The sequence below is a fragment of the Pseudomonas sp. PAGU 2196 genome (assembly GCF_022179005.1).
Taxonomy (GTDB): domain Bacteria; phylum Pseudomonadota; class Gammaproteobacteria; order Pseudomonadales; family Pseudomonadaceae; genus Aquipseudomonas; species Aquipseudomonas kermanshahensis.
In genome coordinates, this window is the sequence record NZ_BNTL01000023.1 from 12,755 (window position 1) to 34,998 (window position 22,244).

Here is a 22,244-nt window from a genome sequence, read left to right on the forward strand (position 1 = left end):
GTAAAAACGCGCCCCGTTCAAAGGCGCTACGGTGTTTGCTGCCCGGCGTTGCGGCTCCAGTCCAGCAGCAGGCTATACCCCACTGCCAGCAAAGTCGGCCCGATGAACAGGCCAATGAAGCCAAAGGCGATCAACCCGCCGAACACACCCAGCAGCACGATGACCAGCGGCAGGTTGCCGCCCCGGCTGATCAGGTAGGGCTTGAGCACGTTGTCCACGCCGCTGATGACGAAGGTGCCCCAGATACCAAGAAACACCGCCATGCCGTACTCCCCTTTCCACGCCAACCAAGCAGTCGCGGGGATCCACGCAAGGGGTGGCCCCATGGGGATCAGGCTAAGCATGAAGGTCACCAGGCCCAGCACGATGGCCCCGGGGACGCCGGCAATCAGGAAGCCGATCAGCGCAAGCAAGGCCTGGGCCGCTGCCGTGCCGATGACACCGTTGACCACGCGTTGCACGGTGCCCGCCACCAGGTCCAGGTAGTACTCGGCGCGGTCACCGGTCAAGCGCTGCAACAGGCGCAGCACGAACGCCGACAGGCGCGGGCCGTCACGGTAGAAGAAGAACACGAAGACCAGGCTCAAGCTCAGTTCGAGCATGCCGCTGCCAATCTGCGCACTGCGCGCCAGCAACCAGTTGCCCACCTGGCCCAGGTAAGGCTTGATCGAAGCGATCAAGGCCGCACCTTGCTGGTCGAGCGATTGCCACCAATTGACCATGCGCTCACCCACCAGGGGAATGCTGCCCAGCCAGGCCGGCGCCTCGGGCAGGCCATCCACCTGCACATCACGGACAAACGCCGTGGCATCACGGATGTGGTCCGCCAGGTTGAAACCCAGCCATACCAGCGGCAACGCCACGATAAGGATCCAGGCCGCCGTCAGCAGGCTGGCGGCCAACGTTTCGCGCCCGCCCAGCGCACGCGTCAGCAAGCGCATCAGCGGCCAGCTGGCAAAGGCCAGAATGGCGCCCCACAGCAGCGCCGAAATGAACGGTGCCATGACCCACAAGGCAGCGCCGAGCAGCGTCAACAGGACGATCTGGATCAGCAGGCGGTCATTATTGGCCATGGCGGTGCTCGTTCAACGGATCAGTTCCAGGTGCAGGCCATCGGTGGGGGCGTTGCCGACCTCGAGCCGGTTGCTGCGCACGCCCGCTTTGACCAGTTGCTCACGCCACGCTTCGGCCTCTTTGCCGCTGAGGCTGGCGCGCAAGGTGCTGTCCAGGTTGAGGCTACGCCCCAACAACGCCACCCAGGCAGGTTGCGGCGTGCTCAGGTCAGGGTAGTCGAGCTTGCCGGTGTCGCGCATTTCGCGCAGCACCGTGGCGGCCGTGGGCAGCAGTTCACCCAGCGGGCTGGCGGCGACGAACTCTTCCACGTGCAGGTAGGCGCGGCGGTTGCCGCGGGTGACGCTGTACAACGCCACCAGTGTGTCGGCCTCTTCTGCAGAACGGCGCAGGAGGATAAACGCCTGCTGCTCGTCACCGCCATTGAGCCGTGCACTGGCAAATACATCATTGGCCCAAAGGCTGGCTTCGCCGCAGTCGCGGCCCTGGCACCAGAACAACGGGTAACCCCCGTCCTGTTGCAGTGCTTCGCGGGCGCTGGTGAACGCTTCGCGGGCCGTGCGCTCCACCGGCAGTTCATAGGTGACCGAGCTGACCTGGCCACGGCTTTCGACCTTGTCGTCGACCCGCAGGCGGCCGCTGATCTTGCGCAAAGGCCCCATGGGGTACACGCGCTCCTGCTCAACCGCTGGGCGTTGGTCGACCACTTTGGCATCCACGGGAACGGGCAGGCTACCTGCCCACAGCAAGGGGCTGGCGAGCACGAAGCAGGCAGCGAGGGTAGTACGGAAGGTTACGGGCGCGCTCATCGGCAGCCCAGTCGGCGCGGGGCGCCGAAGCTAAGGTCTAGCGTGTCTGGCATGTGCATGGTTGTCTCCCTGTTCAACCCGCCAAGCCTCGGCACTTGTCCGGTGCAAGTCAAGCAAAGCCAAAGAAGCGATTGAAACAGTCTGCGACAAGGGCCGCGCCCTGCTCATCGTTCAGGTGCAGGTGATGCCCCCCAGGCAGCGTCACCTGTTCAAAGGGTAGCTGCTCCAGCAACTCAGTGTGGCGCGCCAGCATGCCATCGGCGGCCACCACCAGGCAGGCCGGGCAACTCACCCGCCTGACAAAGGCCATGGCTTGCGCGTGGCTCAGGCGAACAGGGGACGGCAAGGTCAGGCGGCTGTCGCTGCGCCAGCTGTACCCTCCCGCTACCGGCATCAGCCCACGCTGGGCCAACAGTTCGGCTGCCTCGCGGCTGACGGCGACCATACCCTTCATGCGCGCCTGCACGCCCTGCTCCAACGCCGGGTAGACAGATTTACGTTTGCCATCCAGGCGCAGCTGCGCCTGCAATGCCATGCCCAGGCGTTCACCGGCGTCCTGCTCGGCCCCGGTGGGCGGAATGACGCCATCGATCAGCGCCAGGTGGCTGACCCGCTCCGGCAAGGCGCCCGCCAGTTGCACCGAGATGATCGCCCCCAGTGAATGGCCCAGCAAGGCAAAGCGCTGCCAACCCAACTGCTCGGCCACCCGCAACACATCGTGGGCGTAGTCGGCCAGGGCATAACTGGCGCCAGGCGGGCGATGCTCCGAGTAACCATGGCCCGCCAGGTCCAGGGCGACGATGCGCAGGCCCTGCAGCCGCGGCGCCAGCAGGGCGAAGCTGTTGGCGTTGTCCAGCCAGCCGTGCAGGGCAATCACCGGCAGCCCATCCTCAGGGCCGAACAGGTGCGCAGCCAGCTCGATATGGCCCAGGCTCAAGCGGATTTCTTCCATGTGCGCGCTCATTCGTGGCTCCAACGGTCGAACAGGCCCTTGATCAGGCTGGCGGTGTCGGTCGGGCGTTCCAGGGGGAACATGTGCCCGCCCGGCACGCTGTGGTATTCGCCCTTGGCCATGCCGCGCACGGCCAGCGTGTGGTGCCGGCGGATCACGTTGCTGCGCTCGCCGCGCACCATCGCCAGTGGTACCTGCAGTTGCCGGGCAGGTGCTGGGCTGGCGTGGGGGATGCTGCGGTAGATACTGATCTCGGTAGCCGGGTCGAAACGCAGGCGCAGCCCTTCTTGCGCGGGCTCCAAGCCATGCTCCAGGTAGGCTTCCAGGCAGTCGGGGTCAAAGTGGCGGAACAAGCGTTTGCTGGCGAAATAGTCCCGTGCGCTGTCGCGATCGGCAAACGCCTCGCGCCGCCCCAAGGTGCGGCCGGCGGGGGTGATGCGGTCGATAAAGCCAAAACGCTTGGCAGTGCGCAGCAGCCATTGATCGGCGCGGGTCAGCACCGGCGAGTCGAGCATCACCACCCCGCGGTAATACTCGGGGCAACGCAAGGCGGCATGCAAGTGCAGTACCCCGCCCAACGAATGGCCAACCCCCCAGACCGGCGCGTCCTGCTGCGCCAGGTGGTGCAGCAATTCATCGACCAGGTTCTGCCAGTTTTCATTCACCGGGAAGCGCGGGTCGTGGGCATGCTGGGGCAGGTGGCGAACGTGATAGTCCGGCGCCAGGGCAGCGAACAGCTTGCCGTAGGTGGCAGACGGGAAACCATTGGCGTGGGCAAAGAAGATGTGCTGCGACATGGCGCCTGGTCCGGACGGTGGGAGGATGGCCCATTGTCGGCATCGCGGGGCCGCTCGGCAATGTCCGGAAAGGTCATCGGCGAGGGCTATCAGGTCATCGGGTACGCACAAAACTGGCCAGCGAACGCTGCAGGCAGGCCTGCATATAGGCCAGCTGGCTCTCGAGCACTTCACGCGCCAGGCACTGGTCCTCATAGTCGAGCTGCAATCTACGCAGCGCCAGGCAACTGGTCTGCAGCAAGCGGGACACCCGCAGGCAGGCTTCCTGCAGCTCGCCCAGGTCGTCTTTAGCACCGCTCACCTTGCCCATCAGGTGGTAAAGCTTGGCGTCGGCCGAGTCGCGCAACACGCTGTACTGGGCAAAGTCCAGCACTGCACCTTCCTGCACTTTGTCTACTGTGGGTTGCAAGTCCAGTGAACGTAACAGCGCTTGCATATCACCCTTCATCAACTGCTCCCTGCCTGGCCACTCATTCGATGTGGCGCCACGCTAGCAAGCGGTCGAGTGAAGCGGCAACTGGCAGAAATGCCAGTTGCCAAGAGGCATCAGGCTGGCGAACTGATTGCGCGCAAGGTCATCAGGCCTGCCAACGGCCACTCCCCTTCCAGCTCCGCCAGGCTGGCGGTGCTCATGGGCGCCGGTTGCTGCACATGGCCATGCTCCAGGGCACAGACCAAGGCCCCCACCAGCGGTTGGTGGCTAACCAACAGCACGTGCTCCAGGCCGAGCTTTTCGATTTCACCGATCACCTGCTGCACATTACTGTCCGGCGTCAGCCAAGCCACGGTGCGCACTGGCTCGGGGAAATCCAAGGTGTCATGCACCAGCGCTGCCGTTTGCTGGGCACGGACATAAGGGCTGGCGATGATGGCCTGCAACGGCTGCCCAAGCAGGCGCGCGGCACTGTGCAGCACCTGCTCGCGGCCATGGCTGGTCAGGCGGCGTTCGGCGTCGCTGTTGGCCCGAGGCTCTGCCTCACCGTGGCGTAGCACCCACAGCTTCACAGCTTGGGCTCTTCGTCACGCACCGGGTGCGGCGCGGGTGCCACAGCATGGGGCGCCTCACCTTCCGGGGCGCGCGGGGCTGGCCAGTCGGCGAATGGCCAAGGCTTCTGGTCGCTGTGGAAGCTGCCGAAGCGGCCGATCTGCGCCAGGTACTGGCTGAGGCTATCGCCGAAGTTCATCAGGCTGGCGCTGGGGGCGCCGTAGATCAGGCGGTAGATCAGCTGTACCAGCACCAGGCCGCCCAACAGCAGCTCGGCCAATTGCCAGACCACCAGGAACACCAACATCCACAGCACCCGCAGGATGATCGACTCGCGCTGGGCGCGTTCGGGCGTATCGTTCATGTGTCGCTCCTTGTTCCGGTCGAAGCCGCTGACGGCTTAATTAAAACCACTGATGGAAATGAAATCGACGTCGGTCTTGGGCTCGGCGCGCATCAGGTGCTCGATCACCTGGTTCAAGGTACGGCCCTCGAACAGGATGGCGTGCAGGCCCGCCACCAGCGGCATGTACACCTGAACTTCCTGCGCCTTGGCCTTGAGCACCTTGAGGGTGTTCACCCCTTCGGCCACTTCGCCCAGCCGATTGACGGCCTGCTCCAGGCTCAGGCCTTGGCCCAGGGCGTGGCCGACCTGATAGTTGCGGCTCTTGGGCGAGGAACAGGTAACGATCAGGTCACCGACACCGGCCAGGCCCAGGAAGGTCATGGGGTTGGCACCCTGGCTCACGGCGAAGCGGGTCATCTCGGCCAGGGCACGGGTGATCAGCATGCTCTTGGTGTTCTCGCCCATGCCCAGGGCTACGGCCATGCCGGCAATAATGGCGTAGACGTTTTTCAGTGCCCCGCCCAGTTCGACCCCGAAGCGGTCGGCACTTGCGTAGACGCGGAAGGTACGCCCGTGCAATACGGCCTGCACCTGTTGGCAGAGTTGCTCATCTTCGCTGGCGACCACGGTTGCGGTCAGCGCATGTTCGGCGATCTCGCGGGCCAGGTTTGGCCCCGACAGGACGCCGATGCGGGCTTGAGGTGCGATTTCTTCGATGATCTGGCTCATCAGCTTGAAGCTTTGCGCCTCAATGCCCTTGGTCAGGCTGACCAGGCCCTTGCCGCGCAACAACTCGGCATGGGGCGCCAGCACGCTGCGCAAGGCACTCGACGGCAAAGCGACGAACACCAGGTCGCAGGCCTGCAAGGTGCCCAGCAGGTTGTTGACCGGCTCTACGCCGTCGTGCAGGCGAATGCCTTTGAGGTAGCGTGGGTTCTCGCGGTTGACACGCATGGCCTCGGCCTGCTCGGGGTCGCGCATCCATTGGCGCACCGGCACACCGTTTTCCGCCAGCAGGTTCGCCACGGCGGTGCCGAAGCTGCCGCCTCCCAGAACTGCAACAGGCTGCTGTTCAGTCATATCTAATCCGTTAAAGCCAAAAGTTAAGTGGCGACGCTGCATTATACGGTGCGTATTCGACAGGGCCAGTGCCAGCGCCTACGAAAGGGCCGGCCAGGAAGCCCTGATCACTGGCAAAAGCCCTGCGGTCGGTTAACATGCCTGTTTCATCCCTGAAACAAGGTCGTACCGTGTTCCCAGGCACGCCTCCTTACCCGCGTCTTCTGCTTCTGACTGCCCTGCTCGGCGGCCCGGCCATGGCCGACGATCTGTTCATCGACAACACCGACCTGCCGCAGGTTCTGACCGCCACCAGGCTCAAACAATCCCCGGCGGCGGTCCCCGGCAGCATGACCGTGCTCGACAGTGAGCTGATCCGCGCCAGCGGCGCCCGCGATATCCCCGAACTGCTGCGCCTGGTGCCGGGCATGATGATCGGCTATGGCGCTGGCAACCAGCCGACGGTCAACTACCATGGCAGCAACGTCAACGATGCGCGGCGTATGCAGGTGCTGATCGATGGCCGCTCGGTGTACCGTGCGGGCCTGGCGACGGTGGACTGGAGTGACATCCCCCTGGCCATGGAAGACATCGAGCGCATCGAGGTGTTCCGCGGCCCCAACACGGTCAGCTATGGCGCCAACGCCTTGATGGCCGTGGTCAACATCCTCACCCGCAACCCGGCCGACAGCCATGGCACGCGCCTCAAGGTCACCCGCGGCGAGGATGGCATCAACGATTTCTACGCCAGCCATGGTTTTGGCTGGGACGGCGGCGACATGCGCCTGTCGGTGTCCGGCCAGCAAGACGATGGCTTCGATCAGGACCAGTACGGCCAGGACTACCGTGACAGCCGCCGCCTCACCCGCTTCAACCTCAGCGCCAGCCACACCCTGGCCCCCGACCAGACCCTGGAATGGCAACTGGCGGCCAAGGAAGGCAGCAACCAGCGCCCCTATACCTACCAGCCGGTGTTCCCCTACGTCACCGAGCGCGGCGACAACACCGACGCCAACGCCAAGGATTACGCGGGTTCGGTACGCTGGAACATCGACTTCAACCCCGAGCACAGCCTGTACGTCCAGGGTTCGGCCCAGCACTTCGACCGCCAGCAAGTCTGGCGCGCCTGCGATGCGGCGCTGTCGTTCAGCCCAGAGCTGACCCGCCTGTGGCAGTTGAACCCGAACTTTGCCGAGCTGGTGGCGCGCGGCGCAAACGCTCCACCGCGCAGCAGCAACCCCGAAGAACAGGCGCTGGTCGATGCCATCAAGGACCAGTGGAACAACCAAGGTGGCCGCGATGTGGTCTGCGGCGATGTCGACCAGAGCACCCGCGAAACCCGCTACGACCTGGAAATCCAGGACACCCTGAGCCTGACCGACAGCCTGCGCCTGCTCAGCGGCATGAACTACCGCTATGATCGTGCCGACTCGCAGACGTACTTCAATGGCAGCCTCGTCGACCAGACCTGGCGCCTGTTCGGCCAGCTGGAATGGCGCGCCGACGAACACTGGATCATCCAGGGCGGGGCAATGTTCGAAGACGCGCGCCTGTCTGGCAGTTCGCTGACCCCACGGGTGGCGGTCAACTACCTGATCACCCCGCGCCATGGCCTGCGTGCGGTCTATTCCGAAGCGGTTCGCTCCCCCGACATGTTCGAGAACAACGTCAACTGGAGCTACACGGTCAAAAACCTCAACCCCAGTGCGTTTGGCCAGCCGCACGGTGAGTATTTCGTCAAGACCCGCGGCCCGGGCGACCTCGAGCAAGAGCGCATGCGCTCGCGCGAGCTGGGCTACAACGGCTATTTCAGCGACATCGACCTGAGCATGGATGTGAAGCTGTTCTACGACGAGATCACCGGAATGATCAGCGAGCCTTTGAAGAACAACCAGTACATCGCCAGCAACAGCAACAAGGCGCGCTTCACCGGCAGCGAGGCGCAACTGGACTGGCGCCCCACTCTGCGTGACCGCCTGCGCGTGACCTACGCCTACGTCGACGCCTGGGCCAGCAACCCCGACGACCGCCGCCTCAGCGCCCGCAACAGCGGCTCGGCGGGCTGGATGCGCGAGTGGGGCGACGGCTGGTCGAGTGCGCTGTTCTACTACGGTGACGATGCCCTCAACCAATACCGCTACGAGCGCCTGGACCTGCGCCTGGCCAAGCGCTTTCGGGTGCAGGGCAGTAACCTTGAGCTGGCGGCGCTGTGGCAACAACGCCTGGACGATGAGCCCACCACCGCGCTGCAGAACCGCTACGACAGCCGCCACCGGCTAAGTGTCAGCGCGGAGCTGGAGTTCTGATGGCCCGCCTGCTGCGCGTGCTGCTGCTTTGCCTGTGGCCCCTGGGGCCGCTGTCCGCCGGTGAAATCTTGCTGGTCGGTGGCGAGGATCAGCCCGGCATTCGCAGCTTTGTCGAAGCATTCGAAAGCCATCGCCCGCATGATCGGGTGCGTTTCCAAACCACTGCAGACTTGCCACGCCCAAGCCAGCTCAAGGGCGATCAACGCCTGGTGCTGCTTGACAGTGCCGCGCTGGACTGGCGCCTGAGTGAAAACGCCGGGCCGCCTGCACTGGCCATGCGGGTCAGCCGAGTACAGGCTGAACAGCGCCTGGGAAAGTCGCGCCCCCCCTTCCTTACACTGCTGTGGAGCGACCCGCCCCTGGCCCGGCAACTGCGCCTGGCGCGCTACCTGCTGCCACAGGCGCAACGCATCGGTGTGCTTTACGGTAGGCAAAGTGCCTTTTTGCTTGATGAACTGCGCCATGCCGCCCGCCCGCTGGGCCTGGAGATCATTGCCCAGGACTGGCCCGACCAACGTGACAGCCGGCCCCTGCAACAGCTGTTAGGCAACAGCGATGTCCTGCTGGGCCTCGACGACCCCGCCCTGTACAACCCCAAGACGGCGAAAAACCTGCTGCTCAGCAGCTACGGCCGGCAAATGGCGTTGATTGGCCCAAATGCCGGCTTCGTTCGCGCAGGCGCCCTGGCCAGCACCTACAGCGACCAGGACGACTGGCTGGCCGTGCTCGACCATTTGCTCGACCAGCCACCCGCGCGCTGGCCGCGAAGCCTTTACCCGGCGCGCTACGGCGTCAGTGGCAACCAGCAGGTGGCACGCGCCCTGGGCCTTGAACCGATCGACCCGAACGCCGCAGCCAAGGCCCTGGCCGAAGGAGAATCCACCCCATGAGCAGACGCCTGAGCTGGGACATCCACACCCGCACCCAGATCATCAGCCTTGGCCCGGCCCTGCTGCTGACCCTGCTGCTGATCAGCTTCTTTACCTTCGTGCGTATCCAGGACTTGCGCCAGGAACTCAACCACACCGGCCAGCTGATCGCCAACCAACTGGCGCCCGCCTCCGAATACGGGGTTATCTCGGGCAACAACGAGGTGCTCGAAGGGCTGATGCGCGCCACCCTGAGCATTCCGCACGTGCGCTTTCTCGAGGTGCAGGACAGCCGCAACCACATCCTGGTCTACGTCGAGCAGTCCGACGAAAGCGCCAACCGCGCACAGCAGGTGGAAGTGTTCCAGGCGCCGATCCGCCTGCAGCAAATTCGCCTGGACACCGACTTCCTGCAGCCCGGCAACACCTCCACGCCGGCCATTGGCGACGACTACCTGGGGCGGGTGATCGTCGGCATGTCCGATGACGCCTTCAGCCAGCGCCAGCAGGAAATCGTCATCAAGGCGGGCATCCTGGCCTTGTTCGCCCTGCTGTTCACCTTCCTGCTGGCCCGCCGCCTGGCCATGAGCCTGGCCAAGCCGATCAGCGACATGGGCCACGCGGTCAAGGCCATTCAGCAAGGCGAGTACAACACGCCGCTGCCCGTGGTGGATGACAGTGAACTGGGCCATCTGGCGCACCACATCAACAACCTGGCCAATGCCCTGGAGCAAGCCAGTGACGAGCAGAAGCGCGCCATCGCCCAGTTGACCCAGGCGCGTGAGGAAGCCGAACAGGCCAACCGGGCCAAGTCGGACTTCCTGGCGATGATGAGCCATGAATTGCGCACCCCCATGAATGGCGTGCTGGGCATGCTGCAATTGCTCGAAACCACACCGCTGACCAGCGAGCAGGCCGAGTACACCGCCGTTGCCAGCGAGTCCACCGGGCACCTGCTCAAGGTGATCAACGACATTCTCGATTTCTCGCGCATCGAACGCACTGCACTGGAGCTGGAGCGCATCGACTTCAACCTCGGCGAGCTGATCGCCAGCAGTGTCCAGTCGTTCCAGCACAGTGCCCAGCAACGTGGCCTTGGCTTGCACCTGAACATGCCAACGGGCATCGAGCACCTGAACGTGAACGGCGACCCCACGCGTATTCGGCAGATTCTGCTGAACCTTGTCGGCAATGCCCTGAAATTTACCGAGCAGGGCCAGGTGCAGGTCGAAGCGCGCTGCCAGGTGCTGGACCGTCAACTGCTGTGGTTCACCTGCAGCGTGCGCGATACCGGTATCGGCATCGACAGCGACCGCCTGGAAATGATGTTCGTCGCCTTCCAGCAGGCCGACAGCTCGATTTCCCGGCGCTATGGCGGCACTGGCCTGGGCCTGTCGATCGCACGTACGCTGGCCGAACGCATGGGCGGCAAGCTGCGCGGTGAGAGCCGCGAAGGCCTGGGCTCGACCTTTACCCTGGAAATGCCCTTGGCCCTGGCCGCACCGGCCCAGGCGCCACTGCCCGGGGCGGTGCGTGAACAGCGCCCGCTTACCGGCAGCGAGCGGGTGCTGCTGGTGGAGGACAACCCGGTCAACCAGAACGTCATCGAAGCCATGCTGCGGAGCCTGGGGCTTGAGGTGAGCGTGGCGGCAGACGGTATCCAGGCGGTCGAACAGGTCAGCCAGCAACCGTTCGCCGCCATTCTGATGGACTGCCGGTTGCCGAACCTGGATGGCTATGAAGCCACCCAGCGCATCCGCCTGCTGCCAAACGGCATCCACGTGCCGATCATCGCCTTGACCGCTAACGCCTTGCAGGGCGACCGTGAGCGTTGCATGGCCGCGGGCATGGACGACTACCTGAGCAAACCCTTGCGCCGCACCGAGCTGCAGCGGGCGCTGCAACGCTGGTTACCCGGTCAGACAACCGCGACTGGCGATAAATGCTAAAGTGCGGCAGTCTTAAGGACTGGACAGGACGTTCTTCGGACCTGAAAATAGACGTTTCAGTGAACACCTGTACTTCTTTCGCCAGGTGCACTGTGACTTTCACCACAACGCAATAGTCTACCTGTAGGCTGCCGCCCCGGAGTCATCGCTTTTCGGGCCGGCCGGGAAGATTCATCCCCTGCCGCAGGGGGTTATTGAGGAGCTCGCATGACCAAACAACACGCCTTTACTCGGGAAGACCTGCTGCGCTGCAGTCGCGGTGAGCTGTTCGGCCCAGGTAATGCGCAACTGCCCGCGCCGAACATGCTGATGGTCGATCGCATCACCCATATCAGCGAAGAAGGCGGCAAGTACGGCAAAGGTGAATTGGTCGCCGAGCTGGATATCAATCCGGACCTGTGGTTCTTCGCCTGCCACTTCGAAGGCGACCCGGTGATGCCGGGCTGCCTGGGCCTTGACGCCATGTGGCAGCTGGTCGGTTTCTTCCTCGGCTGGCAAGGCCTGCCGGGCCGCGGCCGTGCGCTGGGTTCGGGTGAAGTGAAGTTCTTCGGCCAGGTATTGCCTACCGCCAAGAAAGTCACTTACAACATTCATATCAAGCGCGTCCTGAAGGGCAAGCTGAACATGGCCATCGCCGATGGCTCGGTCAGCGTCGACGGCCGCGAGATCTACACCGCCGAAGCCCTGCGGGTCGGCGTGTTCACCTCCACTGACAATTTCTAAGGGTTATTCGCATGCGCCGCGTCGTTATCACTGGTCTGGGCATCGTATCGTGCCTGGGCAATGACAAAGAGACCGTCACCGAAAACCTGCGTAACAGCCGTCCGGGTATCCGTTTCAACCCGGAATACAAGGAAATGGGGCTGCGCAGCCAGGTTTCCGGGTCGATCGACCTCAACCTCGAAGAACTGATCGACCGCAAGGTCTACCGCTTCGTCGGCCACGCCGCGGCCTACGCCTACCTGGCGATGCAGGACGCGATCAAGGACGCCGGCCTGACTGAAGAGCAGGTTTCCAACCCGCGTACCGGCCTGGTTGCCGGCTCCGGCGGCGCCTCGACCCTGAACCAGATGGAAGCGCTGGACACCCTGCGCGAGAAAGGCGTCAAGCGCGTCGGCCCATACCGTGTTACCCGCACCATGGGCAGCACCGTTTCGGCTTGCCTGGCCACGCCGTTCAAGATCAAGGGCCTGAACTACTCGATCTCCTCCGCCTGCGCCACCAGTGCACACTGCATCGGCACCGCGCTGGAGCAAATCCAGTGGGGCAAGCAAGACATCGTCTTCGCCGGTGGTGGTGAAGAAGAGCATTGGAGCCAGTCGTTCCTGTTCGATGCCATGGGCGCCCTGTCGACCAAGCGCAACGAAACCCCGGAACTGGCCTCGCGCGCCTACGACAACGACCGTGATGGCTTCGTCATCGCGGGCGGTGGCGGCATGGTGGTGGTCGAGGAGCTGGAGCACGCTCTGGCCCGTGGCGCCAAGATCTACGCCGAAATCGTCGGCTACGGCGCGACCTCCGACGGCTACGACATGGTTGCCCCAAGCGGCGAAGGCGCCATCCGCTGCATGCAGCAGGCGCTGTCCACCGTCGACACCCCGATCGACTACCTGAACACCCACGGCACCTCGACCCCGGTCGGTGATGTTGCCGAGATCAAAGGTGTTCGCGCCGTGTTCGGCGACAAGGCACCGAAGATCAGCTCGACCAAGAGCCTGTCGGGCCACTCGCTGGGCGCCGCTGGCGTGCACGAGGCGATCTACTGCCTGCTGATGATGGAAAATAACTTCATCGCCGGCTCCGCCAACATTGACGAGCTGGACCCGGAGGTCGCCGACCTGCCGATCCTGCGTCAAACCGAAGAAAACGCCAAGATCGATACGGTCATGAGCAACAGCTTCGGCTTCGGCGGCACCAACGCTACCCTGGTGCTCAAGCGCTGGGAAGGCAAGTAAGGCCTTGAAGCAGTAATGAAAACGCCCCGACTGGTTCGGGGCGTTTTCTTTTGTGTTACCTAGCCTTGGGCAACACAGCCAGAAAATTATCCTTGGCCACCTTGTGCGCCACCGCCTCCGGCAACGCATCCAGAAACGGCTTGAACCCGTGCATCTGCTCGCCAAGGCTCCCAAACTTGCCCACCACATCCGACCCGAGCATGAACCGCTCCGGGTAACGTTCTACCAACGCCACCCAAGCCTTGCGCGGCACACCCTTGTCATCCAGCAGATAAGGCTCGAGCACGCTCCACGACAGGTCGACATACAGGTTCGGGTAATCCTCCAGCAAGCGCGTCAGCACCGGCAGCAGAAAGTCCATCTGCGTCTGATGCCGATGAATTTCCATGCTGCTGCCAGCATGCGCCCAAATGAAACGCGTGTGCGGGTGATTGCGCAGCGGCTCTTCGATTTCGGCCAGGTACAGTGGGTTGCGTTCACGCTTGGAGGTGATGTTGGAGTGCAGCAGCACTGGCAAGTCCCGTTCGGCCGCCAGGTGATAGATGCGGGTCATGGCCTCGTTGTTGGCGCGCGGGGTGTCACCGCTGGTCAACGCCGTCAGGTCGTCGTGGCGGGTGAAAACCTCACCAATGCCCTGCCAGAGCCCTGGGTAGAGATCGAGCATGCGCTCGATATGGCTGACCGCGTTCTTGTCCACTGGGTTGAAGCCGGTCAGAAACGGATGAAAGCGCTTGCGCTGCGCTGCGGGCAGTTCTTGCACCGCTGCCGCCACGTAGGTATCGGTCGCGCTGTACCAATAGGCATCGGCGTCGTCCCCGGCGTAGTAGCGCGGGCGCTTGGGTTCGTCCTCATGCCATTTCTTGGCCACCGGAATACCAGAAATCATCGACTGCTCGATGCCGGCTTCATCCATGGCCTTGATCAAGGCCGGCATGCCCTCCGTCTCCTGGAAAAAGTCGACGTAGTGCAGGTGGGCGTCACTGTAGCGGTAATCACGCGCCTGCGCCGACAGGCACACCCCTGCGCACAACAACGCGCCAGCCAGCATTCTGGCGATCATGGGCAGCTTCCTTCTCCTGGTTCGAACAGGGTAGACCGACCGCCAAGCGCAGCAGTTCAGCCATGCCCGGCAAACCGCTATGCTTGGAGCACTTGCAACCTGCCTGGAGCCCCTCATGAGCAGCCCCCTGGTCATCCGCCCACGTGCCGAGTCGGTCGAGGGCCAGCCGATTTTGCGGCCGCTGCCCTCGGCGCGATGCCGCAGTGTCGGCCCGTTTGTGTTCTTCGACCATATGCTCGAAACGGACTACGCCCCAGGCCATGGCATGGACATACGCCAGCACCCGCATATCGGCCTGTCGACGCTGACGTACCTGTTCGAAGGCGAGATCCTGCACAAGGACAGCCTTGGCTCCGAACAGCACGTGAAGCCGGGCGATGTCAGCTGGATGACGGCAGGCAGCGGCGTGGCGCATGTCGAGCGCACCCCTGCCAGTGCGCTTGCCCGCGGCTCGCGCCTGCATGGCCTGCAGGTGTGGCTGGCGTCACCCCGCGCGCTCGAACAAGGCACGCCCCATTACAGCCACCACCCGGCGGCTAGCCTGCCGGTGAGCGATAGCCTTGGTGTGCGCATCTGCATGATTGCGGGCAGTGGCTTCTGCCTGGAATCGCCGGTGCCCGTGCTCTCCCCTACCCTTTACGCGCATGTGCAGATGCAGCCCGCCACTGCATTGCGGGTACCTGATGAGCCAGTGCAACGGGCGCTCTACCTGCTGGATGGCGAGTTGATGCTCAATGAGGAGGAGGTTGAGCCATGCAGCCTGGTGGTACTGCCCGAGGGTGAGCAGATGACGTTGTATGCAGAGGGTGAATGCCAGTTGGTGTTGATCGGCGGCGAGCCACTGGATGGGCCGCGGCGGATGAACTGGAATTTCGTGGCGAGCGATCCGACCTTGATCGAGCAGGCCAGGGTGAGGTGGGCTGCGGGGGATTGGCCAAAGGTACCGGGGGAGACCTCGCGGATCGAGTTACCAAGATAAATGGGGGGCCGCTTTGCGGCCCAATCGCTGGCAAGCCAGCTCCCACAGGTGCGGCGCTAGACTTGGAGGCTACACAGTTCGGGTGGGAGCCGGCTTGCCGGCGAAAGGGCCGCGCAGCAGCCCCCATGCACTGTCAGCGCTGGAACACTTCAGTCAGCAGATTGTGCATCGAGCGGAACGCCCGCTCCGATGTCTTGCGGTCGTACTGCATCTTGCCCGGTACATTGGCATTCGGGTCAGTGAACGAGTGCACCGCACCACCATAGCTAAGCAGCTGCCAATCGACCTTGGCCGCGTTCATCTCCTCCTCGAACGCCGGCAGTTGCTCCTTCGGCACCAGCGGGTCCGCTGCGCCGTGCAACACCAGCACCGAGCCCTTGATACGCTTGGCATCTTCAGGATTCGGGGTGTCCAGCGTGCCATGGAACGACACCGCCGCCTTCAGGTCGGCGCCCGTACGCGCCAGCTCCAAGGCACAGCAACCACCGAAGCAGAAGCCGAAGGTGGCCACCTTGCCAGGCTCCAGCAATGCCTTCGACTGCGCCAGCAACTGCGACAGCGCTTCATTCATGCGCTTGCGCAGTTCGGCGCGGTCGTTCTTCAGTGGCATCATCGCCGCCCCTGCCTCGTCGGCATTGGACGGTCGCACCGACTGCCCATAGAGGTCGGCAATCAGCACCACATAGCCCTTCTCGGCCACTTCCTTGGCAATGCGCTCGGCACCTTCGCCAATACCCATCCAGTTCGGCGCCATCACCAGGCCAGGCTTAGGTAGCGCACCGGGCTCATGGACCAGACGGCTTTCATACGTTTTGCCGGACAGGTGATAAACCAGCGATTCGACGATTACCTTGCTCATCAAGCACTCCTTAAGGCTTCACCATGAAAAAAGCCCGCCGAAGCGGGCTTTCCTTTGCATCAACTCAAGCAGATAGCTCGACCAGCAGCTTGTTCAGGCGACGAACGTAGGCCGCCGGGTCTTTCAAGCTGTCACCGGCCGCCAGGGCCGCCTGATCGAACAGGATGTGCGACAGCTCGGCGAAGCGGTCTTCGCTCTGCTCGTTATCCAGCTTCTCGATCAGCGGGTGGGTCGGGTTGAACTCGAAGATCGGCTTGGAATCCGGCACCTTCTGCCCGCTGGCTTCGAGGATCTGACGCATCTGCAGGCCCAGGTCCTGTTCGCCGATGGCGAGGATGGCCGGCGAGTCGGTCAGGCGGTGGGAAACACGCACCTCGGCAACACTCTCACCCAACGCGCCTTTCAGGCGCTCGACCAGGCCTTCTTTGTCCTTGGCGACTTCTTCCTGGGCCTTCTTGTCTTCCTCGGAGTCCAGCTTGCCCAGGTCCAGGTCGCCGCGGGCAACGTCGACGAAGCTCTTGCCGTCGAACTCGTTGAGGTAGCTCATCAGCCACTCGTCAATACGGTCGGTCAGCAGCAGGACCTCGATGCCTTTCTTGCGGAAGACTTCCAGGTGCGGGCTGTTCTTGACCTGCGCGTAGGTCTCGCCGGTGAGGAAGTAGATCTTGTCCTGGCCTTCCTTGGCGCGGGCCAGGTAGTCGGCCAGGGCGACGCTCTGCTCACCGCTGTCGTCATGGGTGGAAGCGAAGCGCAGCAGGCCTGCGATCTTCTCTTTGTTGGCGAAGTCCTCGGCCGGGCCTTCCTTCAGCACCTGGCCGAAGTTTTTCCAGAAGCCCTTGTACTGCTCAGGCTCGTTCTTCGCCAGCTTCTCCAGCATGTCCAACACGCGCTTGGTCAACGCGGTCTTCATCGAATCGATGATCGGGTCTTTCTGCAGGATCTCGCGCGACACGTTCAGCGACAGGTCGTTGGAGTCGACCACGCCCTTGATAAAGCGCAGGTACAGCGGCAGGAACGACTCGGCCTGGTCCATGATGAACACGCGCTGCACATACAGCTTCAGGCCACGCGGTGCTTCACGCTGGTACAGGTCGAACGGCGCGCGGGCCGGCACGTACAGCAGCGAGTTGTATTCGAGCTTGCCTTCAACCTTGTTGTGGCTCCAGGCCAGCGGGTTTTCGAAGTCATGGCCGATATGCTTGTAGAACTCCTGGTACTCCTCGTCCTTGATCTCGGTACGCGGACGGGTCCACAGGGCGCTGGCGCGGTTGACGGTTTCCCATTCCTCGGCGGGCTGTTCTTCGCCTTCGGCAGCGGCTTGCTCCTTCGGCAACTGGATCGGCAGGGCAATATGGTCGGAGTACTTCTTGACCAGGTTGCGCAGGCGCCAGCCATCAGCAAACTCCTGCTCGTCCTTCTTCAGGTGCAGGACGATGCGGGTACCGCGCTCTGGCTTGTCGACGGTTGCGACTTCGAACTCGCCCTCGCCTTTCGACGACCAGTGCACACCCTCGGAGGCTGGCTGGCCAGCACGACGGCTGTAGACGTCGACCTTGTCAGCCACGATGAAGGCCGAATAGAAGCCCACACCGAACTGACCGATCAGGTGCGAATCCTTCTTCTGGTCACCGGTGAGGTTCTTCATGAAGTCGGCAGTGCCGGACTTGGCGATGGTACCCAGGTGGGTGATGACGTCTTCGCGGCTCATGCCGATGCCGTTGTCGTCGAGTGTGATCGTACCGGCGTCCTTGTCGAAGCTCAGCCGAATGCGCAGATCCGCGCCGCCTTCGAGCAGTTCCGGCTTGGCCAAGGCCTCGAAGCGCAGCTTGTCAGCGGCGTCGGAGGCGTTGGAAACCAGCTCACGCAGGAAGATTTCCTTGTTGGAATACAGCGAGTGAATCATGAGGTGCAGCAGCTGCTTTACCTCGGTCTGGAAGCCCAGGGTTTCCTTTTGTGTTTCCACACTCATGGTCTTCAAAACTCCGATCAGATGACAGTGGGCGCCTGGCAGCCGGTTCGGCCTGCGTTAATGGCGGATGTCATGCAGATGGGGGCTGCCCAGACGATTTCAAGGGCTTTTCCGGTTCGATCTTGAAATGCGCCCGCGCAGTGGCGATTGGCGACTGCCGATCACCCTGCCAGGCGGTGATGGCGACATTGGTCACCCGCCGCCCCTGGCGCCACAGTTGGCACTGGGCATACGTGTCGCGAAAATGCCCGGCGCGCAGGTAATCGATGGAGAAGTCGATGACCTTGGGAATGCTCGCACTCTCGCTGAAGATCAGCAGATACAGCGCTGCGGAAAGCTCCATGAAGCCTGCGATCACCCCGCCGTGGATCGCGGGCAGTAAAGGGTTACCAATGTTGTCCGCACTCGCGGGCAGGCGAAACAACAGATCCTCGCCCTCGCGCTCGCATTCGATGCCGATCAAGCCGGCATAGGGAATCAACGCCAGCAGTGGCCGGTAGTCACCGACCGCATGGGCCGCATTGAGCTGTTGACGGACCTCGAGCGGGATCATGCGTCACCTTCCTTGAGCCGGCTACCAAAGCCGAGGCCGCCCTTGACTTGCGACCCCAGGCGCATGAACGTGCCCACCACCTGGCAGATCGGCCGGTCGGGGTCGTCCTGGTAGGCGCTGCCACGGGTGAAGATCACATCCCGGGTAACCCGATAACACTGGGCGTGGCCAAAGATGTCCTTGCCGGATTCGGCCGCGTGCATGTAGTCGATGCGCAGGTCCAAGGTCGGGCACACCTCGAATCGTGGCAGTGCACACAGGGTGGCCATGCCGCAGGTGGTGTCCAGTAACGTGGTCAGCGCCCCGCCGTGCACCGCGCCGGTTTGCGGGTTGCCGACGATCGCAGGCGACCACGGCAGGATCAACGTCATGCCGTCGGCGTCGGCATGTGCCACGCGCATGTGCAACAACTGACAATGCTTCAAGGCCGACAGAAAACGTTCGGCCATGGCCATCAAGCTTGAATCGCTCATCGCAAGTTCCCGGGCCGCTGATGCAACGACATAAAAACGTTAAAAAGTCTATATAGAACGGGGGGTTATATATCTGTAACCTTCGCGGAACTTCTTCCGCGTAGTTGCACTCGAAGGAACAAGTCACTTATTCCACCAAGGAGATACACCCCCATGCGTAAACCTTTTGCTTTTGCTCTCATGCTGGCTGCTACCATGGGCCTGGCCGCTTGCGATAAAGCGAGCGAAGATAAAGCCCAGGACGCGCAGCAACACGCTGAGCAAGCCCAGGAAAAGATGGGCGAAGCTCAGGATAAGATGAACGAAGCCGCCAAGGAAAACGCCGAAGCCGCCAAAGATCAGGCCGAAGCGCAGCAGAAGGCAGCTGAAGAAGCCGCTCCGTCGACGGAAGCAGCACCTGCTACTCCGGCCGAACCTGCCAAGCAGTAATCGGCGCGTACAAAAAAACCCGACAATGTCGGGTTTTTTTGTACCTGCAGTTTAAAGATTAAACGTTTCAGGCACCGGAAACGGAACTTTCTTTAGCGGCATCAATCGGCGCACTTTCCGTGGGCGTGTACACCATCACATCCAGCACATCGGAATGGAACTCGCGGCGGTACAGAATCAGCACTACGCCGACACTCATGCCCATAAATAACCACGGGCTGATAAACCAGCTCAACATGGCCATGCCAAAGTAATAAGCGCGCAACCCGAAGTTGAACTGGTTGGCCGCCAGCGACAGCACCCTCGCCGCCCGTGAGGCAAATGCCTTGCGCTCCAGTTCATTGACCAGGCGCTCACCAATCATTGGCGCAGAGCCGACCAGCACGGCTGCAAAGTTGTACTGGCGCATGCACCAGCTAAAGGTGAAAAAGGCATAGACGAACACGGTCGCCAAGCACAGCAGCTTGATTTCCGACATGCCCTGGGACGCCTGCTGCACCAAGGGCAGGTCAGCCAGCAGCGACAACGCCCGGTCCGAAGCGCCGAGCACAGTCAGAATGCCAGCAAGAATGATCAGGGTGCTGGAGGCAAAAAACGAGGCATTGCGCTCCAGGTTGCCGATCACGCTGGCGTCAGCGATGCGGTTGTCGCGCAGCAACATGCGGCGCATCCAGTCTTCACGGTACAAGTGCAGCACGCTGGCCAGGCAGGCGGTATCGCGGCCTTTCCAGATGGCATAGCGGGTATAACCGCCCCAGCAGGCGACAAACCAGGCGATTGCCAGCAGGTTGTTGAGATTGCTTTGAATGAAGTTCATGCAGGTTTCCCGAAAGCCAGGTGCACAAGAGTAGAGACCGCATTTCGACGCCCGCAAGCCCGGAAAGACACACCGCTGTCACAAATTGTTTTTGCCTGCCCAGCCCATCGCCGGTGCACACAAACAAAAACCCCGCGCCCTTTCGGACGCGGGGTTTTTCAGGTGAGAACCGCTGGCAGGCACCCTACGGCTTGTGGCCGGTGCCGCCCTCAGGCTTCAACCTATCAAGCCAGCGCTTCGCGCGGCTTGCCCAGCATGCGGTCGCAGACCACGGCAGCGGCCAGGGTGACCACCGACGGCACCAGCCAGGCCAGGCCTTGATCGCTCAGCGGCAGGTGTGCAGCGGCGTCCGGCAGGACATGCGCCAGGCTGCTGCCTTTGATCGCGTCGACAATACCGAACACCAGCGACACCAACATGACTGGCGCAAGAATGCGCGTTGGCGAGTTCCACAGGTCCTTCACGAAGCTCAGGCCCACCACCACGATGCACGGCGGGTAGATTGCGGTAAGCACCGGGATCGAGAACATGATCAGCTTGGTCAGGCCCAGGTTGGAAATCAGCAGCGAGAAGCCTGCCAGGATCACCACCAGTGCGCGGTACGACAGCGGCAGAATCTGGCTGAAGTACTCGGCGCACGCGCAGGTCAGGCCAACCGCGGTCACCAGGCACGCCAGCGCGATCAATACGGCCAGGAAGCCGCTGCCCAGCGAACCGAAGGTGTGCTGTACATAGGCATGCAGTACTGCAGCGCCGTTAGTAGCGTCAGCCGCGATTTCGTGGCTGCCGGCACCCAGGCGGAACAGGCTGATGTACACCAGTGCCAGGCCCACACCCGCGATCAGGCCGGCGATGATGGCATAACGGGTGATCAGCTTCGGTGATTCGACACCGCGCGAGCGGATGGCATTGACGATGACGATACCGAACACCAGCGCGCCCAGGGTGTCCATGGTCAGGTAACCATCGGAGAAGCCCTTGGAAAACGCCGCGGCGGCATAGGCCGGTTGCGCTTCACCAATGGTACCGGCAGGCAACGCGAACGCTGCGATGCCCAGCACGGCCAAGGCGATGATCTTCAGCGGTGCAAGGAAACGCCCCACGGTATCGAGCAGTTTGCCCGGATACATGGACACCGCCAGCACCACGATGAAATACACCAGGCTGTAGATGAACAACGCCAACGGGCTTTCACCGGTCAACGGCGCCACACCGACCTCGAACGACACGGTCGCGGTACGCGGCGTCGCGAACAGCGGGCCAACCGACAGGTAGCACACGGCGGCCAGCAGGCCACCGAAGAACTTGCCGATCGGGCTGCTCAGGGCATCCATGCCGCCACCGACCTTGGCCAGCGCGACCACGGTGATGACGGGTAGGCCCACGGCGGTCACCAGGAAGCCAAGGGCCGCCATCCACACGTGCGGGCCAGACTGCAGACCGACGATAGGCGGGAAGATGATATTGCCGGCGCCCACGAAAAGCGCAAACGTCATAAAGCCAAGCGCCAGGATATCCTGGCCTTTTAGAACTTTCATTTAAGGTAGTACCACACTGCTGAAATCGGGATTCGAGAGGGGATTTCCCTATGGATGAGGGAAATGCTGCCCGGCTTGGTGAGCCAGACCCGTTTAGCGTGTCGTTCCCTTTTGGGGGACGGGCACAAAGTGAACGCGTAGATTAACTGTTTTAGCAGTTAAACGCACTGGCACAGTGCTGCTTGTCCGATGTGCGTATGTGTTTGTCGTCTGTGCGACCGGGGACGGGGTAATTATCGCAGCGGGGCGGAAAGTGTCTGTGTGAAAATCCCTATCAAACCCATCGAAAAACCCACTTCATGCCTCTCCCCTTGTAGGAGCAGCCTTGTGCTGCGAAGGGGCCAGTGCAGCTATCACTAATCTTTATTGCCCACACAGGCCTCTTCGCAGCACAAGGCTGCTCCTACAGAATCGGCTAGCTGTGGATTGCCGCAACCCGTAAACGACAAAGGCCACCCGAAGGTGGCCT

The 22,244-nt window shown here is 62.7% G+C and carries 22 protein-coding genes; 7 read left to right on the forward strand and 15 right to left on the reverse strand.

The window, feature by feature from the left end; genetic code table 11:
• Window positions 1-26: 26 nt before the first annotated feature.
• From MFF34_RS19630 to MFF34_RS19665, 8 genes are all read right to left on the reverse strand, one after another.
• On the reverse strand, window positions 27-1,073 hold the full coding sequence (locus MFF34_RS19630; RefSeq protein ID WP_027592850.1) for an AI-2E family transporter: 1,047 nt from the start codon (window positions 1,071-1,073) through the stop codon (window positions 27-29).
• 12 nt (window positions 1,074-1,085) lie between these two features.
• Entirely contained in the window at window positions 1,086-1,880 is a 795-nt protein-coding gene (locus tag MFF34_RS19635; protein WP_238215968.1) for a DUF4892 domain-containing protein, read from the reverse strand.
• Window positions 1,881-1,989: 109 nt separating this feature from the next.
• On the reverse strand, window positions 1,990-2,844 hold the full coding sequence (locus MFF34_RS19640; RefSeq protein ID WP_238215970.1) for an alpha/beta hydrolase: 855 nt from the start codon (window positions 2,842-2,844) through the stop codon (window positions 1,990-1,992).
• A complete protein-coding gene (locus MFF34_RS19645; RefSeq protein WP_099454823.1) occupies window positions 2,841-3,629 on the reverse strand; it encodes an alpha/beta fold hydrolase in 789 nt (262 codons plus the stop codon). The genes MFF34_RS19640 and MFF34_RS19645 overlap by 4 nt, the downstream gene beginning before the upstream one ends.
• Before the next feature lie 94 nt (window positions 3,630-3,723).
• Entirely contained in the window at window positions 3,724-4,065 is a 342-nt protein-coding gene (locus MFF34_RS19650) for a hypothetical protein (RefSeq protein ID WP_374707414.1), read from the reverse strand.
• Window positions 4,066-4,175: 110 nt separating this feature from the next.
• On the reverse strand, window positions 4,176-4,634 hold the full coding sequence (sixA, locus tag MFF34_RS19655; protein ID WP_186680727.1) for a phosphohistidine phosphatase SixA: 459 nt from the start codon (window positions 4,632-4,634) through the stop codon (window positions 4,176-4,178).
• On the reverse strand, window positions 4,631-4,978 hold the full coding sequence (locus MFF34_RS19660; RefSeq protein WP_085272571.1) for a DUF4389 domain-containing protein: 348 nt from the start codon (window positions 4,976-4,978) through the stop codon (window positions 4,631-4,633). The genes sixA and MFF34_RS19660 overlap by 4 nt, the downstream gene beginning before the upstream one ends.
• A gap of 36 nt (window positions 4,979-5,014) precedes the next feature.
• The gene (locus MFF34_RS19665; RefSeq protein WP_238215974.1) at window positions 5,015-6,040 is read right to left on the reverse strand and encodes an NAD(P)H-dependent glycerol-3-phosphate dehydrogenase; all 1,026 of its coding nucleotides are present in this window, start codon (window positions 6,038-6,040) and stop codon (window positions 5,015-5,017) included.
• 137 nt (window positions 6,041-6,177) lie between these two features.
• Here MFF34_RS19665 and MFF34_RS19670 point away from each other — a divergent pair, with 137 nt between their 5' ends.
• From MFF34_RS19670 to fabB, 5 genes are all read left to right on the forward strand, one after another.
• Complete coding sequence (locus MFF34_RS19670; RefSeq protein WP_172960343.1) at window positions 6,178-8,325, forward strand: TonB-dependent siderophore receptor; 2,148 nt, start codon at window positions 6,178-6,180, stop codon at window positions 8,323-8,325.
• Window positions 8,325-9,215 (forward strand): ABC transporter substrate-binding protein, encoded by an 891-nt coding sequence (locus MFF34_RS19675; protein ID WP_238215977.1) that lies wholly within the window; start codon window positions 8,325-8,327, stop codon window positions 9,213-9,215. The genes MFF34_RS19670 and MFF34_RS19675 overlap by 1 nt, the downstream gene beginning before the upstream one ends.
• Window positions 9,212-11,143 (forward strand): ATP-binding protein, encoded by a 1,932-nt coding sequence (locus tag MFF34_RS19680; RefSeq protein ID WP_027592860.1) that lies wholly within the window; start codon window positions 9,212-9,214, stop codon window positions 11,141-11,143. Before MFF34_RS19675 ends, MFF34_RS19680 begins: the two co-directional genes overlap by 4 nt.
• A gap of 207 nt (window positions 11,144-11,350) precedes the next feature.
• On the forward strand, window positions 11,351-11,866 hold the full coding sequence (gene fabA, locus MFF34_RS19685) for a 3-hydroxyacyl-[acyl-carrier-protein] dehydratase FabA (protein WP_027592861.1): 516 nt from the start codon (window positions 11,351-11,353) through the stop codon (window positions 11,864-11,866).
• Window positions 11,867-11,877: 11 nt separating this feature from the next.
• Complete coding sequence (gene fabB / locus MFF34_RS19690) at window positions 11,878-13,098, forward strand: beta-ketoacyl-ACP synthase I (RefSeq protein WP_027592862.1); 1,221 nt, start codon at window positions 11,878-11,880, stop codon at window positions 13,096-13,098.
• Between the two features lie 55 nt (window positions 13,099-13,153).
• Here fabB and MFF34_RS19695 read toward each other — a convergent pair whose 3' ends face one another.
• A complete protein-coding gene (locus tag MFF34_RS19695) occupies window positions 13,154-14,158 on the reverse strand; it encodes an amidohydrolase family protein (protein WP_186680723.1) in 1,005 nt (334 codons plus the stop codon).
• Window positions 14,159-14,273: 115 nt separating this feature from the next.
• Between MFF34_RS19695 and MFF34_RS19700 the strand changes: the two genes are divergently transcribed.
• The gene (locus tag MFF34_RS19700; protein ID WP_238215979.1) at window positions 14,274-15,137 is read left to right on the forward strand and encodes a pirin family protein; all 864 of its coding nucleotides are present in this window, start codon (window positions 14,274-14,276) and stop codon (window positions 15,135-15,137) included.
• Window positions 15,138-15,270: 133 nt separating this feature from the next.
• On the opposite strand, the gene MFF34_RS19705 is transcribed toward MFF34_RS19700, so the two are convergent.
• The 4 genes from MFF34_RS19705 to MFF34_RS19720 form a co-directional block, all read right to left on the reverse strand.
• On the reverse strand, window positions 15,271-15,996 hold the full coding sequence (locus MFF34_RS19705) for a dienelactone hydrolase family protein (RefSeq protein ID WP_099454832.1): 726 nt from the start codon (window positions 15,994-15,996) through the stop codon (window positions 15,271-15,273).
• 64 nt (window positions 15,997-16,060) lie between these two features.
• Window positions 16,061-17,965: a molecular chaperone HtpG gene (htpG, locus tag MFF34_RS19710; RefSeq protein ID WP_027592866.1), complete on the reverse strand. Its 1,905-nt coding sequence runs from the start codon at window positions 17,963-17,965 to the stop codon at window positions 16,061-16,063.
• 70 nt (window positions 17,966-18,035) lie between these two features.
• Window positions 18,036-18,518: a PaaI family thioesterase gene (locus tag MFF34_RS19715; RefSeq protein ID WP_238215980.1), complete on the reverse strand. Its 483-nt coding sequence runs from the start codon at window positions 18,516-18,518 to the stop codon at window positions 18,036-18,038.
• The gene (locus tag MFF34_RS19720) at window positions 18,515-18,991 is read right to left on the reverse strand and encodes a PaaI family thioesterase (protein ID WP_238215982.1); all 477 of its coding nucleotides are present in this window, start codon (window positions 18,989-18,991) and stop codon (window positions 18,515-18,517) included. The genes MFF34_RS19715 and MFF34_RS19720 overlap by 4 nt, the downstream gene beginning before the upstream one ends.
• Window positions 18,992-19,144: 153 nt before the next feature.
• On the opposite strand from MFF34_RS19720, the gene MFF34_RS19725 reads away from it, so the two are divergent.
• On the forward strand, window positions 19,145-19,420 hold the full coding sequence (locus tag MFF34_RS19725) for a hypothetical protein (RefSeq protein ID WP_027592869.1): 276 nt from the start codon (window positions 19,145-19,147) through the stop codon (window positions 19,418-19,420).
• Window positions 19,421-19,487: 67 nt separating this feature from the next.
• Here the strand turns inward: MFF34_RS19725 and MFF34_RS19730 are convergent, their stop codons facing one another.
• Complete coding sequence (locus MFF34_RS19730) at window positions 19,488-20,237, reverse strand: DUF599 domain-containing protein (protein WP_099428721.1); 750 nt, start codon at window positions 20,235-20,237, stop codon at window positions 19,488-19,490.
• A 224-nt stretch (window positions 20,238-20,461) separates the two neighbouring features.
• Complete coding sequence (gene brnQ, locus MFF34_RS19735) at window positions 20,462-21,775, reverse strand: branched-chain amino acid transport system II carrier protein (RefSeq protein ID WP_027592871.1); 1,314 nt, start codon at window positions 21,773-21,775, stop codon at window positions 20,462-20,464.
• Window positions 21,776-22,244: the final 469 nt, after the last annotated feature.